Consider the following 16,331-nt stretch of genomic DNA (forward strand, 5'->3'; position numbering starts at 1 on the left):
CGGTCGACCGGGGCTTCGCACTGAGGGGAGGGGTCAGAAGCTATAGGTGGCCGACATGATCGCCGCGCGCGCGTCGCCGTATTCGATGGCCGAGGAGCGTGTCGTCGAGCCGCTCTGCTGGCGTACCCGTTCCACGTAGTCCTTGTCGAACAGGTTGTTGACGTTCAACTGCAGGTCGAGGTTGTGGTTGACCTTGTAGCCGAGCATGGCGTTGTGCACCCAGTAGGCATCCAGCTTGGCGCGGGTGCTGGAGCTGACGTTGCGCTCGCTGACATAACGAGTGCCGTAACCCAGGGTCCAGCCGGCCGGTAGTTCATAGGTGGTCCACAGGTTGAGCGAGCGCGGCGGCGTGTTGCCCAGGGCCTGGCCCTTGCGCGCGATGCCCGAGGCGGTATTCGCCGCGTTGAGGATTTCGCTGTCGAGGAAGGTGTAGTTGGCGAACACATCCCACTGCTCGCTGACATGCCCGGTGACGCCGACTTCCACACCTTGCACCCGCTGCTTGCCGGCCAGTTGGGTCGAACCGTCGGCCATGGTTTCCCGGGCGTTGCTCTTCTCTACGCGAAACAGCGCGGCGTCCAGTTCCAGGCGCTTGTCCAGCAGCTCCCACTTGGTGCCCAGTTCCCAGGTTTCGTTCTTCTCCGGCGCCAGGTCCTGGTTGCCCTTGCTCAAGCCGCCGCCGGTGGAGGCCAGGTTCTCGGCGGAAGGGTTGAAGGAGTTGCCCCAGGCGGCATAGATGCGCCCGTTCTCGGTCGGCTTGAACACCAGCCCGGTGCGCGCGCTGGCCTTGTTCGTGTCCGAGGCCAGGCTGTCGCTCTTCACATGGCTGGCCGAGTATTTGTCGACATCGCCCTTGATCTTGTCGTAGCGCAGGCCGAGGTTGAGGTCCCAGCGCTCGCTCAGGGCGATGGTGTCGAACAGGTAGTACGCCTGGCCCTTGAGGGTGGTCTCGGTGTAGCCGCTGGTGGCCTTGTTGACCGGGCCGCTCCAGCGCCCGGGCGGGCTGCCCAGGGCGTAACCGTTGCGCGGATACAGGGCTGTGCTCAGGCCGTGGTTGTAGGTCTTCAGGTCGAGGGTTTCCCGGGACAGTTCCAGGCCCGCCACCAGGTCGTGGCGCATGCCGGCGAACTCGAAGTCGCCGATCAGGTTGGTCTGGTTGATCCACATCTCGGTGGTGGCGTCGCGTCCGTAGGCCTGGGGCCCGGCCGGGCGGTAGCGACCCGCCGGCACGCCGCTGGTGTTGACATGGGACGCCGAGACGATGGTGTCGCGCGCGGTGCGACTGTAGCGCGTGAGGTTCTGCAGGCGCAGGTGGTCGTTGAAGTCATGCTCGAAGTCGGCGGTGAAGGCGTTCTGTTCGATCTCTTCCTTGTCGAGGTTCTTCCAGCCGAAATAGGCATCGCGCTTGACCCCGGCCAGCTTCTTGCCGTCGAGCGCCGGCACGCCATAGTCCGGCAGGTTGTCGTCGCTCTGGTGGAAAGCGCTGAGGGTCAGCCGGGTGGCGTCGCTGAAGCCCAGGCGCAACGAGGGCGCGATGCCCCAGCGCTCGCGGTCGATTTTCTCGCGGCCGGGCACATCGTTCTGATGGCCCATCAGGTTGATCCGCACCGCGCTGTCCTGGCCGACACCTTCCAGCGGCTGGTTGCTGTCCAGCGTCAGGCGGTAGTAGTTGTCGCTGCCGAGGCTGCCGCCGAGGCGGGTGAAGGTCTGGTTCTTGGGCTGTTTGCTGACCACGTTGATGCTGCCGCCGGTGGTGCCGGCGCCGCCGAACACCGAGTTGGGGCCCTTGATGACCTCCACCTGCTCGACGTTGAAGGTGTCGGAACGGTTGGTCTGCGCGCTGTCGCGCAGGCCGTCGATCTGCATGTTGCTGTTGGCCGAGAAGCCGCGGATGTTGATGCTGTCCCCCGAGCCGCCACCGCCTTCGCCGGCATTGAAGGTGATGCCGGACACGTTCGACAGCACCTGGCGCAAGCTCAGCGCCTGTTGTTCCAGGATCAGCTTGGGTGGCACCACGGTGATGGTCTGCGGGGTGTCCAGCAGCGGCACCACGTACTTGGCGGAGGCCGAGCGTTCGGTGCGGGAACCGGGTTGCTCGGCCTCGACCTTGATGTTGTCCAGTTGCAGGGATTTCTGCCGTTCGCCGGCTTCGGCCGCGCCGGCGCAGGAGGCCAGGGCAAGGCCCAGGGTAGAGGCCAGGAGGCGATGTTGTGGCAAGGCAGATGGGGCTTTCGTTTGCATAAGAAACGCTCTCTTTTTTTGTGAGAGTGAATCCTATTTGAGAATTATTGCTAAGAGCGGCTGCGAGGGGGCTACTTGCGGCTATCCCGCGAAATTTAGGACGTTTCTCGGTGGAACCCAGTAAAAGTCACTACTGGGTATCGGACGTATGCTGCACTTTAGATAAAAGCGCTCTGGCTTTTTACCGGTCACTGCCTAAGATGACCGGCCATCTCTTTATGCAGGAAGCCGTTCAGCGCGATGTCGGAAAAAGACACCATCTCCATGCAACTGGTGCGCGAAGCGCTGCTGCAAAGCTGCGCCCCGGGTGCCGCCAGCGATGAAGTGCTGCTCAAGGCCGGTATCGACCCGGCCCAGCTGGACGTCAGCGCCGCCCGCGTGCCCGCGCTGGCCTATGCCCGGCTGTGGCGCCTGCTGGCCCGGCGCACGGACGACGAGTTCTTCGGCATGGACCCGCGCAAGCTCAAATCCGGCAGCCTGGCGTTTCTCTGTCGCACCGCCATGGCCCGGCAGAACCTGGCCGCAGGCCTGGAATCCGGGCTGGTGTTCCTGTCGCTGATGCTCGAACGGCTGCCGGCCCAATTGGTGCGCCAGCAGAGCCTGGCGGAGATCGTCCTGCTGGAGGATGAGCAGGCACCGCGCCGCGCCTTCACCTATTTCACCTACTGGATGATCGTCCACGGCGTGGCCTGCTGGCTGGCCGGGCGGCGCATCCCGATCCTGGCCATCGAGCTGCGCTGCCCGGAACCGGATTTCTGCGACGACTACCAGGTGATGTTCTCGCAGAACCTGCGCTTCGACCGGCCGCGCACGCGGATGATCATTGCCGCCGACTGCCTGGATCTGCCGATCAAGCGCAGTGACGAGGAGCTCAAGCGCTTCCTGGCCCAGGCGCCGGCCAACATCCTGGTCAAATACCGCGACCCAGAGAGCCTGGCCAGCCGCATCAAGCACGACCTGCGCCAGCTGCCCGCGGCCCAGTGGCCGGAAACCGAGAGCCTGGCCCACAGCCTGTGCATGTCGGCCTCGACCCTGCGCCGCCGCCTGGCGGAAGAAGGGCAGACCTACCAGGGCCTCAAGGACGGGGTGCGCAAGGAGCTGGCGATCGCCTGGCTGGCCGAGCCGCAGATCAGCTTCACGGAAATCGCCAGCCGCCTGGGCTTCGCCGACGCCAGCTCGTTCTACAAGGCCTTTCGCAAATGGTCCGGTTCCAACCCCGGGCACTATCGCAGCCTGATCCTCAACGACCCGACCTGAGCGCCTCCCTGCGGCCGCTGTCAGGCTGCGATCAACCGGAACGGTCGCAAAGGCGTGCAGCGCGGTGTCTCTGATGCACCGCGTCAAGGCTGATAGCGAGTCCTGCGGCCTCGATCGTAGCCTGCGGCAGCTGCTACGGGGAACCTGGGTAGCCGCTGCCGAGCAGCGCGAGGCTGCGATCGCAACGCAGTTGCCGCAAAACCTGAGCTTGCGGTGCGTCAGGCCGAACGCGCTACCCGGCTTGCGACCGCTGCGCAACCTCGCAGGCTCCGCAGCGGCCACGCCGGTTCCTGTAGCCGCTGCCGAGCAGCGCGAGGCTGCGATCGGCAACGCAGTTGCCGCAAAACCTGAGCTTGCGGTGCGTCAGGCAGAACGCGTCGCCCGGCTTGCGACCGCTGCGCGGTCGAACGCAGCCTCGCAGGCTCGGCAGCGGCTACAGGGGCTTGATCGCCATGGGGTTCTTGGCCAAACCAGTCACGCAACTTGAAAGCTTTGACCATTGTCCCGCCCGGGCCGTGGCGCCAGTATTTGCCCGATGTCTTTGTAGTTCCCATTGGTTCCCATCCTAATAAGAACAGCGAGGGATTCTGGCAATGCGCGATTACCTGTCTGCCACGGCACACTTCAATTATCAGCACACCGTCGACGCAGCCCTGCACGGCTCCTTGTCGGCCCTCAATGCCTGCGTCGAATGCTGTGACCGGCACGCCTTGCCGGGGCGCATCGCGCTGTTCTGGGAGGGCCGCGACGGCAGTAGCGCGACCTACACCTTCAGCGAGTTGCAGGACCAGGCCGCGCGTTTCGCTAACTTCCTGCTGGCCCAGGGCGTGGGCCAGGGCGACAAGGTCGCCGGCCTGCTGCCGCGCAACGTCGAACTGTTGATCGCGGTACTCGCCACCTGGCGCATCGGCGCGGTCTACCAGCCGCTGTTCACCGCCTTCGGCCCCAAGGCCATCGAACACCGCCTGGGCAGTTCCGGGGCCAAGGTGGTGGTGACCGACGCGGTCAACCGGCCAAAGCTCGCTGAAGTGGCGGACTGCCCGACCATCGTCACGGTCGCGGGCGCCAAGGGCCAGGGCATCGTCCGCGGCGACTTCAGTTTCTGGGCCGAGCTGGGCAATTACCCGGCGCAGTGCGAGCCCGTGCTGCTGACCGGCGAAGACCCGTTCCTGCTGATGTTCACCTCCGGCACCACCGGCCCGTCCAAAGCCCTGTACGTGCCGCTCAAGGCCATCGTCGCGTTCCAGAGCTACACCCGCGACGCCGTCGACCTGCGCCCCGAAGACGCGTTCTGGAACGTCGCCGACCCGGGCTGGGCCTATGGCATCTACTTCGGCGTCACCGGCCCGCTGGGCCTGGGCCACCCGATCACCTTCTACGATGGGCCCTTCACCCTGGAAAGCACTTGCCGGGTGATCAACAAATACGGGATCAGCAACCTCACCGGTTCACCAACCGCGTATCGCCTGCTGATCGCCGGCGGCGACGAGTTCGCCCGCTCGATCAAGGGCAAGCTGCGCATCGTCAGCAGCGCCGGCGAGCCGCTGAACCCGGAGGTGATCCGCTGGTTCGCCGACAACCTTGGCGTGGTGATCCACGACCATTACGGCCAGACCGAACTGGGCATGGTCCTGTGCAACCACCACGGCCTGGAGCACCCGGTGCATGTCGGCGCGGCCGGTTTCGCCTCGCCGGGCCACCGCATCGTGGTGCTCGACGAGCAGCATCAGGAACTCTCAGTCGGCCAGCCGGGGATCCTCGCCATCGACCGCAGCCAGTCGCCGATGTGCTGGTTCAACGGCTACCACGGCGTGGTGACCAAGGCCTTCGTCGGCAACTACTACCTCAGCGGCGACACCGTGGAGCTGAACCCGGACGGCAGCATCAGCTTCGTCGGGCGCAGCGACGACGTGATCACCACCTCCGGTTACCGGGTCGGCCCGTTCGACGTCGAGAGCGCGCTGATCGAGCACCCGGCGGTGGTCGAGGCGGCGGTGATCGGCAAGCCCGATCCGGAGCGCACCGAGCTGGTCAAGGCCTTCGTCGTGCTCAGCCCGCAGTACCGCGCCGCGCCGGAGCTGGCCGAAGAGCTGCGCCAGCATGTGCGCAAGCGCCTGGCCGCGCACTCGTACCCCCGTGAAATCGAATTTGTCAGCGAATTGCCGAAAACCCCAAGCGGCAAGTTGCAGCGCTTCATCCTGCGCAACCAGGAAATCGCCAAGGCTCAAGAGGCCGCGGCGCACAAGGCTTCGGCCTGAATTACCCAGGAACTCATGATGCACATCGAAAACAAGGTTTTTCTCGTCAGCGGCGGCGCTTCCGGTCTCGGTGCGGCCACCGCGCAGATGCTGGTCAAGGCCGGCGCCCAGGTGATGCTGGTGGATCTCAACGCCGAGGCCGTCGCGGCCCAGGCGCGCCAGCTCGGCTGCCAGAGCACGGTCGCCGATATCACTGACGAAGCGGCCGCCGAAGCGGCGGTGCAGGCCACGCTCAAGGCATTCGGCGGCTTGCACGGGCTGGTCAACTGCGCCGGCATCGTGCGCGGCGAGAAGATACTCGGCAAGCACGGTCCCCATGCCCTGGCCAGCTTCAGCCAGGTGATCAACGTCAACCTGATCGGCAGCTTCAACCTGATGCGCCTGGCCGCGGCGGCGATTGCCGAAGGCGAGCCGAACGCCGACGGCGAGCGCGGGGTGATCATCAACACCGCCTCGGCGGCGGCCTTCGACGGACAGATCGGCCAGGCCGCCTATGCCGCGTCCAAGGGCGCCATCGCCAGCCTGACCCTGCCGGCCGCCCGCGAACTGGCGCGCTTCGGCATCCGGGTGATGACCATCGCCCCGGGCATTTTCGAAACCCCGATGATGGCCGGCATGAGCGACGAAGTACGCGCTTCCCTGGCCGCCGGCGTGCCGTTCCCGCCACGCCTGGGCAAGCCGGACGAGTACGCCGCGCTGGTCGGGCATATCATTAGCAACAGCATGCTCAATGGCGAGGTGATCCGTCTCGACGGCGCCTTGCGCATGGCAGCCAAGTAAAGAGGATTGATCATGAACCAGGATCCGATCGTTATCGTCAGCGCCGTCCGCACCCCCATGGGCGGCTTCCAGGGCGAACTGAAAAGCCTGACCGCGCCGCAGCTCGGCGCCGCCGCCATCAAGGCCGCGGTGGAGCGCGCCGGGGTGGCTAGCGACAGTGTCGATGAAGTGCTGTTTGGCTGTGTGCTACCGGCCGGTCTCGGCCAGGCGCCGGCCCGTCAGGCGGCGCTGGGCGCCGGGCTGGACAAGGCCACACGCTGCACCACCCTGAACAAGATGTGCGGCTCCGGCATGGCCGCGACCATCGCCGCCCACGACATGCTGCTGGCCGGCAGCGCCGACGTAGTGATCGCCGGCGGCATGGAAAGCATGTCCAACGCGCCTTACCTGCTGGACCGTGCTCGCAGCGGCTACCGCATGGGCCACGGACGGGTGCTCGACCATATGTTCCTCGACGGCCTCGAAGACGCCTACGACAAGGGCCGCCTGATGGGCACCTTCGCCGAAGACTGCGCCCAGGATAACGGCTTCAGCCGCGAAGCCCAGGATGCCTTCGCCGTGGCCTCGCTGACCCGCGCCCAGCAGGCGATCAAGGACGGCAGCTTCAAGGCGGAAATCGTGCCGCTGCAGGTCACCGTCGGCAAGGAGCAGCAGACCATCAGTGACGACGAACAGCCGCCCAAGGCCAGGCTGGACAAGATCGCCACGCTGAAGCCGGCGTTCCGCGACGGCGGTACCGTTACCGCGGCCAACTCCAGCTCGATCTCCGACGGCGCCGCGGCCCTGGTGCTGATGCGCCGTTCCGAGGCCGAGCAACGGGGCCTCAAGCCGCTGGCGGTGATCCACGGTCATGCGGCGTTCGCCGACACCCCGGGGCTGTTCCCGGTGGCCCCGGTCGGGGCGATCAAGAAACTGATGAAGAAGACCGGCTGGTCGCTGGATCAGGTCGAGCTGTTCGAAATCAACGAAGCCTTTGCCGTGGTCAGCCTGGTCACCATGCAGAAGCTGGAAATCCCCCACGACAAGGTCAACGTCCACGGCGGCGCCTGTGCCCTGGGCCACCCGATCGGCGCGTCCGGCGCGCGAATCCTCGTGACCCTGCTCTCGGCCCTGCGCCAGCAAGGCCTGAAGCGCGGCGTCGCGGCCATCTGCATCGGCGGCGGCGAAGCCACGGCCATGGCCGTCGAATGCCTGTATTAAGGAATCACCATGCTGCCTAATGACGAACAACAGCAGATCAGCGACGCGGCCCGGCAGTTCGCCCAGGAACGCCTCAAACCGTTCGCCGCCGAATGGGACCGCGAGCATCGCTTCCCCCGCGAGGCCATCGTCGAGATGGCCGGGCTGGGCTTCTTCGGCATGCTGGTGCCGGAGCAGTGGGGCGGTTGCGACACCGGTTACCTGGCCTACGCCATGGCCCTGGAAGAGATCGCCGCCGGCGACGGCGCCTGCTCGACCATCATGAGCGTGCACAACTCGGTGGGGTGTGTGCCGATCCTCAAGTTCGGCAACGACGAGCAGAAGGAGCGTTTCCTCAAGCCCCTGGCCAGCGGCGCCATGCTCGGCGCATTCGCCCTGACCGAACCCCAGGCCGGCTCCGACGCCAGCAGCCTGAAAACCCGCGCGCGGCGGGAGGGCGAGCATTACGTGCTCAACGGTTGCAAGCAGTTCATTACCTCCGGGCAGAACGCCGGGGTGGTGATCGTGTTCGCGGTGACCGACCCGGCGGCCGGCAAGCGCGGCATCAGCGCCTTTATCGTGCCCACCGACTCGCCGGGCTACAGCGTCGCGCGGGTGGAAGACAAGCTCGGCCAGCACGCCTCCGACACCTGCCAGATTCTCTTCGAGGACGTGAAGGTGCCGCTGGCCAACCGCTTGGGCGAGGAGGGCGAGGGCTACAAGATCGCCCTGGCCAACCTCGAAGGCGGTCGCGTGGGCATCGCCTCGCAATCGGTGGGCATGGCCCGCGCGGCTTTCGAGGCCGCCCGTGACTACGCCCGCGAGCGGCAGAGCTTCGGCAAGCCGATCATCGAGCATCAGGCGGTGGCTTTCCGCCTGGCGGACATGGCCACCCAGATCGCCGTGGCGCGGCAGATGGTGCACTACGCCGCGGCCCTGCGCGACAGCGGCAAGCCGGCGCTGGTGGAGGCGTCGATGGCCAAGCTGTTCGCCTCGGAAATGGCCGAGAAGGTCTGTTCCGCCGCCTTGCAAACCCTGGGTGGCTATGGCTACTTGAACGACTTTCCGCTGGAGCGCATCTACCGCGACGTGCGGGTCTGCCAGATCTACGAAGGCACCAGCGACATTCAGCGCATGGTCATTTCGCGCAACCTCTGACTTTTAGCAGGAGCTGATCCATGAGTTACGAAACCATTCTGTTGGAGATCAAGGACCGCGTCGGCCTGATCACCCTCAACCGCCCGCAGGCGCTGAACGCCCTCAACGCGCAGATCGTCAGCGAGCTGAACCAGGCCCTGGACAGCCTGGAAGCCAATCCTCAGATCGGCTGCATCGTCCTCACCGGCTCGAAGAAGGCCTTCGCCGCCGGCGCCGACATCAAGGAAATGGCCGAGCTGACCTACCCGCAGATCTACATGGACGACCTGTTCAGCGACAGCGACCGGGTGGCCAACCGGCGCAAGCCGATCATCGCCGCGGTCAACGGTTTTGCCCTGGGTGGCGGCTGTGAACTGGCGTTGATGTGTGACTTTATCCTGGCCGGCGACAACGCCAAGTTCGGCCAGCCGGAAATCAACCTCGGCGTGCTGCCGGGCATGGGCGGCACCCAGCGCCTGACCCGCGCCGTGGGCAAGGCCAAGGCCATGGAAATGTGCCTGACCGGGCGTTTTATCGATGCGGTGGAAGCCGAGCGTTGCGGCATCGTCGCGCGCATCGTGCCGGCCGACGAGCTGTTGGACGAGGCGTTGAAAGTCGCGGCGCTGATCGCCGGCAAATCGGTGCCGGTGAGCATGATGATCAAGGAAAGCGTGAACCGCGCCTTCGAAGTCAGCCTCTCGGAAGGCGTGCGTTTCGAGCGCCGGGTATTCCACGCGGCCTTCGCCACCGAGGATCAGAAGGAGGGCATGGCGGCGTTCATCGCCAAGCGTGAGGCGCAGTTCAAGGACAAATAGTCCGGGCTGTTGCTCGTCATAAAAAAATCGCAGCCTTGGCTGCGATTTTTTTGTGTGGTGTTTGTACGGAAGCTATCGCGGGTAGCGCGTGTGCCTGTAGCCGCTGGCGCAGCCTGCGATCGACCGGTACGGTCGCAAGGTGGGCGACGCGGTTCAATGGATGGGCCGCGTCAGGGCTGACAGCGAGTCCTTCGGCCTCGATCGCAGGCTGCGCCAGCGGCTACATCTCGGCGTGCTCGCGATGCTTTTGCGGTCACAACAGATAGTGCTTCAACTCCCGAGCAATCAGCATGCGCTGGATCTCGCTGGAGCCTTCGTAGATCTGGGTGATCCGCGCGTCCCGGTAGTAGCGCTCCACCGGGTAGTCCTCGAGGTAGCCGTAGCCACCGTGAATCTGGATCGCCGAGGAGCAGACCTTCTCGGCCATTTCCGAGGCGAACAGCTTGGCCTGGGAGGCTTCCGACAGGCATGGCTGGCCGGCGCTGCGCAGGCGCGCGGCATGCAGGATCAGCAGGCGCGCCGCGTTGAGGCGGGTGTGCATGTCGGCCAGCAGGTTGGCGATGCTCTGGTGCTCGATGATCGGCTTGTCGAACTGCACCCGCTCGCGGGCGTAGGCCAGCGCCGCTTCGAACGCGGCACGGGCGATGCCCAGGGCCTGGGCGGCGATGCCGATGCGGCCGCCTTCGAGGTTGGACAAGGCGATGGCCAGGCCCTTGCCGCGTTCGCCCAGCAGGTTGGCCTCGGGGACGGTGCACTGGTTGAAGGTCACCGCGCAGGTGTCCGAGGCGCGGATGCCCATCTTGTGTTCGCTGCGGTCAACCACGAATCCCGGGGTGTCGGTGGGCACCAGGAACGCCGACAGGCCTTTCTTGCCCAGCTCCGGATCGGTCACCGCGAAGACGATGGCCAGCTTGGCGCGCCGGCCGTTGCTGACGAACTGCTTGGCGCCGTTGATCACCCACTGGCCGTCCTTGAGTTCGGCGCGGGTGCGCAGGTTGTGGGCTTCGGAGCCGGCCTGGGGTTCGGTCAGGCAGAAGCAGCCGATTGCCTGGCCGCTGGCCAGGGCCGCCAGCCAGGTCTGTTTCTGTTCCGCGCTGCCGTAGTTGAGGATCGGCCCGCAGCCCACTGAGTTGTGGATACTCATCAGTGCGCCGGTGGCGCCGTCGCCGGCGGAGATTTCTTCCACCGCCAGGGCGTAGGCCACGTAGTCGACGTAGGTGCCGCCCCATTCCTCGGGCACCACCATGCCCAGCAGCCCCAGTTCGCCCATCTTCGCCACCAGGGCGTCGTCGATCCAGCCGGCCTTTTCCCAGGCCTGGGCATGGGGGGCGATTTCACCGCGGGCGAAGTCCCGGGCCATGTCGCGGATCATCACCTGCTCTTCGCTCAATTCAATGTCGTGCATGGCTCAGCTCCGGCTCGGGTCGAAAGCGCTGAAGAAACTCGCCACATGCGCGGCGTCCAGCGCCCGCAGGGTCGGTGGGTTCCAGCGTGGGTTCTTGTCTTTGTCGATCAGCAGGGCGCGCACGCCCTCGATCAGGTCGCCGCGCTCGAACCATTGGCGGTCCAGGTGCAGCTCCAGGGCGAAACACTGTTCCAGGCTCAACTGGCGGCCGCGCCGGAGCATTTCCAGGGTCACGGCCATGGCCAGCGGCGAGCGGGTCGACAACAGGTCGGCAGTGTTGGTGGCCCATTCATGAGTATCGCCCAGGGTCACTTCGCGCAGTTGCTGCACGATGCTCGGTACATCGGCCTGGGCAAAGAAGTGGTCGATGGCCGGGCGCAGCGCCGCCAGTGGCGCGTCCGGCAGTTGCTGCACTCCGAGCCTGGCCAGCAGGCCCTGCAGGTCCTTGAGCGGGGTGTCGTGCCATTGCAGGCTGTCGAGGCGCTGGTCCAGCAGGCTCAGCTGGTCGCTCTCCAGGTACCAGTCCGCCAGCCCGCAGTACAGGGCGTCGGCGGCGCGGATCTGCACGCCGCTGACCCCCAGGTAGATGCCCAGCTCGCCGGGGATGCGCGACAGGAAATAACTGCCGCCGACATCCGGGAAGTAACCGATGGCCACTTCCGGCATCGCCAGGCGGCTGCGCTCGGTGACTAGCCGCAGGTCGGCGCCCTGGACCAGGCCCATGCCGCCGCCGAGGACAAAACCGTCCATCAGCGCCAGCACCGGCTTGCGGTAACGGTGGATCGCCAGGTCCAGCGCGTATTCCTCGACGAAGAATTCCTCGTGCAGGGTCTGGCCGTTCTGGTAGCTGTCGTACAGGGTGCGGATATCGCCACCGGCGCAGAAGGCCTTTTCGCCGGCGCCGCGCAGGACCACTGCGTGCACCTGCGGGTCCTGGGCCCAGGCATCGAGCTGGCGTTGCAGGGTGCGTACCATGCCGAGGGTGATGGCATTGAGACCGGCGGGGCGGTTGAGGGTCAGGTGACCGATGTGGTTGCGGACTTCGGCCAGCACGTCCTGTGGCGAGGCCTCGACCGACGTGGCGCCGGCGTCTCGCGTGGCCTGGGATGGAACCTGAGCAGTCATCACTAACTCCCTGCTTTTATTGTTCTTTATAGGTGTGTTCGCGCGCGAACGATGAGGGATCGTAACAGTGCAAATTTGCCATGTACAACCGGGATAACTGCAGGTTGGCTGTGCATTTTTGCATGGGGCGCAGCCGCCTTCGACGCTGTTTGTGGTGCAGCCGAAGCCAGCATGGCCGGCCCGTATTTATCCGCCGTCCAGGCGCACCGGACGACGAGCGCCGCTACAATGGCGCTCGACTTTCGTGACCCAGAGGCAACATGGACATCGACCTGGCCCGCACCTTTTTGCAAATCGTCCGCAGCGGCAGCCTGATCGCCGCGGCCGAACGCCTGCACCTGACCCAGACCGCGATCAGCGCCCGGGTGCAGAACCTCGAAAGCCAGCTCAACTGCAAGCTGTTCGTGCGCAACCGCGCCGGGGCCCGGCTGACGGCCGACGGCGAGGCGTTCATCGTCTACGCCAACCAGCTGGTGCAGACCTGGGAAGCCGCCCAGCGCGACCTGCCGCTGCTGGCCGGTTATCGCAACGTGCTGCACATAGGCGGTGAAGTCAGCCTGTGCAACCCGCTGATGCTCAACTGGGTAAGGCGCTTGCGCCAGGCGATTCCCAGCCACGCGGTGCGCAGCCAGATCGCCGAGGGCGCGAGCCTGCAACGCCAGCTGGAACTTGGCGTGCTGGACGCCGCGTTGGTGTTCCAGCCGGTGTACGGGCCGGGGTTGCAGGTCGAGCAGTTGCTGGAGGAAAAGCTGATCCTGGTGCGTCTGGCCGGCAAACCCGAGCCTTATGTGTACATCGACTGGGGCGAGGATTTCCGCCGCCAGCACGACGCGGCGCTGCCGGACCAGGCCAAGGCCGCGGTGGGTTTCAACCTCGGGCCGCTGGCCTTGCAGTTCATTCTCGAAGGCGGTGGCAGCGGCTACTTCCGCACCCGGGTGGTGCAAAGCTACCTGGACAGTGGCGTGCTGGAACGGGTGGAAAAGGCCCCGGAATTCAACTTTCCGACCTACCTGCTGTACGCCCGCGAACGGGATTCGGCGCAGCTGCAGCAGGCCTTCGAGGTGCTGCGCGAAGTCATCGCCAGCGACACCGACTGGTCGCAGCGTTGGGATCCGATGATCTGAGTCGTAAAACGCGGCGCCTGGATTTACGACCGCTTCGCGGTCGAGCGCAGCCTGCGGCAGCGGCTACAGGAATTGCGGAGCCCGTGTAGCCGCTGCCGAGCCCGCGAGGCTGCGATCGGCAACGCAGTTGCCGTAAAGCCTGACTCCGCGATCTGTCCGGATAGCCCGATCAAACCCGCGGCGCCAACACCTCGCCAATACTGCGCCGGCGCGCATGGGCCTCACTGGCGTGGATCAGTTGCTCCAGATCTTGCGGGGTGACGTCGAAGAATTCCTGCATTTCATCCAGCGCCAGCTTCAGGTCGGCGGCGGTGATAGCCTGGGTATCGCTCGGCGGATGGTCGGCGGGCAATTGGGTCGCGGGTTCGCTCTGGCCCTTGGGGTAACGGATGCGGGTCAGGTTGTTGTAGGCCAGGGCGCTGAGCAACAGGCACAGGGCCGCCAGCATCACCGGGCCCAGGGCCTGCCAGTCGAGGGCGATGGTGGCCGGGTCGGCCAGCACCATCGTCAGGGCCACCGCGCCGGCCGGCGGATGCAGGCAGCGCAGCCAGCACATCAGCACCAGGGACATGCCGGCGGCCAGGCAGGCGCTGCCCAGGGTGCGCCCGAGCACATGGGCCACCAGCAACGCCAGGACCGCGGCGCACAGGTAGCCGCCGAGGATCGACCAGGGTTGCGCCAGCGCCCCCGACGACACCGCGAACAGCAGCACCGCCGAAGCCCCCAGCGGCCCGATCAGGTGCAGCGCCACCTCCATGCCGAACACCCGGCCGCACAACCAGACACTGAACAGCGTGCCCAAGGCCATGCCGATCGCGGCGCGGCTCCATTCCGAGGGGCGGGTATTGATGGCGGCGGGTTTCCAGCGAGCGAGCATGACGAAGCGATCCAATTCCGGTTTTGCGGGCAAAAAGAAGGGCTTGTCTGGAGCACCAGAAAGCCCTGAAACGTTCCAACATTTGGGGGAGGAACCGGCACAGTGTGCCGATCAAACCAAGCGCCTACAAATTCATAATAATGCTGTTTAAGTGCATTATTTTTGTACTGTGGCGGCCTGGGCCACCCGCCGTCCGCTCATGAAACACAGCAGGCCGCCCAGGGCGGTCAAGGTGCTCAGGGCATAGAACATGGTCGGTGCCGGGGTATGCACCAGCAGGTAGCCGCAGATCACCGGGCTCAAGGCGCCGCCCAGGGCCGCGAGGTTCTGCGCGCCGTAATAGCTGCCGCGCAGGGCCTCGGGGGCCAGGGTGTCGATGAACAGGAACTCCGCCGGGTAGATGATCATCTCGCCAAGGGTGAAGACGAACATCGCCAGGCACCAGCCCAGCAGGCTGTCGGCCAGGCTGAAGCCGATCAGGCCGAGGATGAACAGGCTGGTGCCGACGGCGATCCAGTAACGCAGCTGTTCGCGCTTGAGGAAACGGCCGATCTGGTACTGCAACAGGATCACGCTGATGGCGTTGCAGGCCAGCAGGGCGGCCATGGTGTCGAGGGCGCTTTTCGAGTCTTCGGTGACCAGCAGGTACTGCGACAGGTACAGGGTGAAGCGCCCATGGACGATGGTGCTGAGCAGGCAGCCGCAGGTGAACATGATCAGCGTGCGGTCGTTTTTCAGGGTCACCAGGGTGTCGAGGAAACTCTGCGGCTTGCTCAGCGAGGGCAGGCCCGGCGTGGCTGGAATGCCGCGCATCAGCAGGGTGCTGAGAAAGGCGATGGCGCCGGCGATCAGGAACGGCGCCAGCGGCAGGTGCCCGGCGATCACCACGCCGAGCATGGGGCCGGTGGCGTAGCCGATATTGGTCAGGGTGTAGCGCAGGGAGAACACCCTGGCCCGCTGACTCACCGGAAGGTTTTCGCTGATGATCGCCTTGGAGCCGATCAGGAACAGCGCCGAGGCGGTTTCGGTGATCACCAGGATCGCGGTGGTCAGGTAGAGGTTGTGGGCGAAGGTCAGCAGTACAAAGCCGATGCCGCTGGAGAGCATGCTCAGGATCAGCAGCCGGCGCTTGTCCAGACGATCGAGGATGTAGCCGCCATACAGCGCGAGCAGCGTGGCGATGAACACCGCGACCCCCAGCAGCAGGCCGACGTCCTGCTGATCGAGGCCGAGTTTTTCGCTGAGGAACAGGGTGAGCAGGGGGCTGGTGATGGCGCGACTGACGACAATGGTCAGCGAGCAGATCATCAGGCGGCGGATAACCAGCGAGTAAGTGGCCACGGTGGTGCACGAGTCCTTGTTGTCTGAGTGGGCGACAATCCCTAGCGATCCTGGAGCCCCAGGCTTGCCATCCTCTGACAGTTGCGCGAGCACTTCAAGACAGGCCCGCACCCCATCTCAAATACCGCACCCATCTTCCGTAGGAGCGAAGCTTGCTCGCGATAAGGCCGGTACATGCACCATTGATTTTGCCTGGCAGGCCGTCATCGCGAGCAAGCTTCGCTCCTACAGTTGCATGGGGTGGGCAGGCAGTGTCAGGCGCATGGCGCAGCGCCGGGCCGCCGGCAGGCCATGGCGAGTTTCGTCGGCCAGCACCTGCCGCAGGCGCGGCCCCAATTGCTCGGCGTCCAGGGTGATGAAACCGCAGCGCTGGTAGAAGGGTTCATTCCATGGCAACTGTCGAAAGGTGCTCAGGGTCAGGGCGGTAAACCCCTGCTGGCGCGCCTGTTCGCCCACCGTCTGCAGCAGGCGGCGGCCGATGCCGCGCCCTTGGGCGGCGCTGGCGACCGAGATTTCCCAGATATGCAGCGCGTCAGCGCAGGCTTCGGCGTCGAGGAAGGCGCACACCTTTTGGTCGAGCACCGCCACCCACACCCGCTGCTGGCGGATATGCGCGCGGTGCTGCGCGGCGTCGGGCACCTCGGCATCGGCCAGCCAGGCCAGTTCGGGGTCGCGGCGAAACAGCGCGGCGGCGCTGCGTTCGATGGCGGGGAGCAGGGTGGCATCGGCCTCTGTGGCCAGGCGGATTTGCAGAGTCATGGGGCGCGAGTGTAAAGAGCCAGGGCGCGACCG

13 protein-coding genes are annotated in these 16,331 nt (G+C 65.7%); 7 read left to right on the forward strand and 6 right to left on the reverse strand.

What is annotated here, in order from left to right; genetic code table 11:
* Window positions 1–33 precede the first annotated feature (33 nt).
* Complete coding sequence (locus C4K27_RS15280; RefSeq protein WP_053261095.1) at window positions 34–2,241, reverse strand: TonB-dependent receptor; 2,208 nt, start codon at window positions 2,239–2,241, stop codon at window positions 34–36.
* 240 nt (window positions 2,242–2,481) lie between these two features.
* On the opposite strand from C4K27_RS15280, the gene C4K27_RS15285 reads away from it, so the two are divergent.
* The 6 genes from C4K27_RS15285 to C4K27_RS15310 all read left to right on the forward strand — a co-directional run bounded on the left by C4K27_RS15285 (window position 2,482) and on the right by C4K27_RS15310 (window position 9,667).
* A complete protein-coding gene (locus C4K27_RS15285; RefSeq protein WP_053261096.1) occupies window positions 2,482–3,498 on the forward strand; it encodes an AraC family transcriptional regulator in 1,017 nt (338 codons plus the stop codon).
* Window positions 3,499–4,091: 593 nt separating this feature from the next.
* A complete protein-coding gene (locus C4K27_RS15290) occupies window positions 4,092–5,756 on the forward strand; it encodes an AMP-binding protein (protein WP_053261098.1) in 1,665 nt (554 codons plus the stop codon).
* An 18-nt stretch (window positions 5,757–5,774) separates the two neighbouring features.
* Entirely contained in the window at window positions 5,775–6,536 is a 762-nt protein-coding gene (locus tag C4K27_RS15295) for an SDR family NAD(P)-dependent oxidoreductase (protein WP_007925739.1), read from the forward strand.
* 9 nt (window positions 6,537–6,545) lie between these two features.
* Window positions 6,546–7,736, forward strand: coding sequence for an acetyl-CoA C-acyltransferase (locus tag C4K27_RS15300; protein ID WP_162235131.1), 1,191 nt, complete (start codon window positions 6,546–6,548; stop codon window positions 7,734–7,736).
* 9 nt (window positions 7,737–7,745) lie between these two features.
* Window positions 7,746–8,873, forward strand: coding sequence for an acyl-CoA dehydrogenase (locus tag C4K27_RS15305; protein ID WP_053261100.1), 1,128 nt, complete (start codon window positions 7,746–7,748; stop codon window positions 8,871–8,873).
* A 20-nt stretch (window positions 8,874–8,893) separates the two neighbouring features.
* Window positions 8,894–9,667, forward strand: a complete 774-nt coding sequence (locus C4K27_RS15310; protein ID WP_053261101.1) for an enoyl-CoA hydratase — start codon at window positions 8,894–8,896, stop codon at window positions 9,665–9,667.
* 253 nt (window positions 9,668–9,920) lie between these two features.
* On the opposite strand, the gene C4K27_RS15315 is transcribed toward C4K27_RS15310, so the two are convergent.
* Entirely contained in the window at window positions 9,921–11,072 is a 1,152-nt protein-coding gene (locus C4K27_RS15315) for an acyl-CoA dehydrogenase family protein (RefSeq protein ID WP_053261102.1), read from the reverse strand.
* Between the two features lie 3 nt (window positions 11,073–11,075).
* Window positions 11,076–12,197, reverse strand: coding sequence for an enoyl-CoA hydratase/isomerase family protein (locus C4K27_RS15320; RefSeq protein WP_053261103.1), 1,122 nt, complete (start codon window positions 12,195–12,197; stop codon window positions 11,076–11,078).
* 260 nt (window positions 12,198–12,457) lie between these two features.
* Here C4K27_RS15320 and C4K27_RS15325 point away from each other — a divergent pair, with 260 nt between their 5' ends.
* Entirely contained in the window at window positions 12,458–13,321 is an 864-nt protein-coding gene (locus tag C4K27_RS15325; protein ID WP_053261104.1) for a LysR family transcriptional regulator, read from the forward strand.
* 169 nt (window positions 13,322–13,490) lie between these two features.
* On the opposite strand, the gene C4K27_RS15330 is transcribed toward C4K27_RS15325, so the two are convergent.
* The 3 genes from C4K27_RS15330 to C4K27_RS15340 all read right to left on the reverse strand — a co-directional run bounded on the left by C4K27_RS15330 (window position 13,491) and on the right by C4K27_RS15340 (window position 16,298).
* Window positions 13,491–14,198 carry an HPP family protein gene (locus tag C4K27_RS15330; protein WP_007925711.1) on the reverse strand — a complete coding sequence of 236 codons (708 nt, stop codon included), beginning with the start codon at window positions 14,196–14,198 and terminating at the stop codon, window positions 13,491–13,493.
* A 156-nt stretch (window positions 14,199–14,354) separates the two neighbouring features.
* Window positions 14,355–15,539: an MFS transporter gene (locus C4K27_RS15335; protein WP_053261105.1), complete on the reverse strand. Its 1,185-nt coding sequence runs from the start codon at window positions 15,537–15,539 to the stop codon at window positions 14,355–14,357.
* 225 nt (window positions 15,540–15,764) lie between these two features.
* Window positions 15,765–16,298 (reverse strand): GNAT family N-acetyltransferase, encoded by a 534-nt coding sequence (locus C4K27_RS15340; protein ID WP_053261106.1) that lies wholly within the window; start codon window positions 16,296–16,298, stop codon window positions 15,765–15,767.
* Window positions 16,299–16,331 lie beyond the last annotated feature (33 nt).

Origin of the sequence: Pseudomonas chlororaphis subsp. chlororaphis (genome assembly GCF_003945765.1) — a bacterium.
GTDB classification, from domain to species: Bacteria; Pseudomonadota; Gammaproteobacteria; order Pseudomonadales; family Pseudomonadaceae; genus Aquipseudomonas; species Aquipseudomonas chlororaphis.

Bases quoted from the DNA above. Each gene is read 5' to 3' on its own strand.
- C4K27_RS15280 (WP_053261095.1), bottom strand. From the start codon at position 2,241: ATGCAAACGAAAGCCCCATCTGCCTTGCCACAACATCGCCTCCTGGCC.
- C4K27_RS15285 (WP_053261096.1), top strand. From the start codon at position 2,482: ATGTCGGAAAAAGACACCATCTCCATGCAACTGGTGCGCGAAGCGCTG.
- C4K27_RS15290 (WP_053261098.1), top strand. From the start codon at position 4,092: ATGCGCGATTACCTGTCTGCCACGGCACACTTCAATTATCAGCACACC.
- C4K27_RS15295 (WP_007925739.1), top strand. From the start codon at position 5,775: ATGCACATCGAAAACAAGGTTTTTCTCGTCAGCGGCGGCGCTTCCGGT.
- C4K27_RS15305 (WP_053261100.1), top strand. From the start codon at position 7,746: ATGCTGCCTAATGACGAACAACAGCAGATCAGCGACGCGGCCCGGCAG.
- C4K27_RS15310 (WP_053261101.1), top strand. From the start codon at position 8,894: ATGAGTTACGAAACCATTCTGTTGGAGATCAAGGACCGCGTCGGCCTG.
- C4K27_RS15315 (WP_053261102.1), bottom strand. From the start codon at position 11,072: ATGCACGACATTGAATTGAGCGAAGAGCAGGTGATGATCCGCGACATG.
- C4K27_RS15320 (WP_053261103.1), bottom strand. From the start codon at position 12,197: ATGACTGCTCAGGTTCCATCCCAGGCCACGCGAGACGCCGGCGCCACG.
- C4K27_RS15325 (WP_053261104.1), top strand. From the start codon at position 12,458: ATGGACATCGACCTGGCCCGCACCTTTTTGCAAATCGTCCGCAGCGGC.
- C4K27_RS15330 (WP_007925711.1), bottom strand. From the start codon at position 14,198: ATGCTCGCTCGCTGGAAACCCGCCGCCATCAATACCCGCCCCTCGGAA.
- C4K27_RS15340 (WP_053261106.1), bottom strand. From the start codon at position 16,298: ATGACTCTGCAAATCCGCCTGGCCACAGAGGCCGATGCCACCCTGCTC.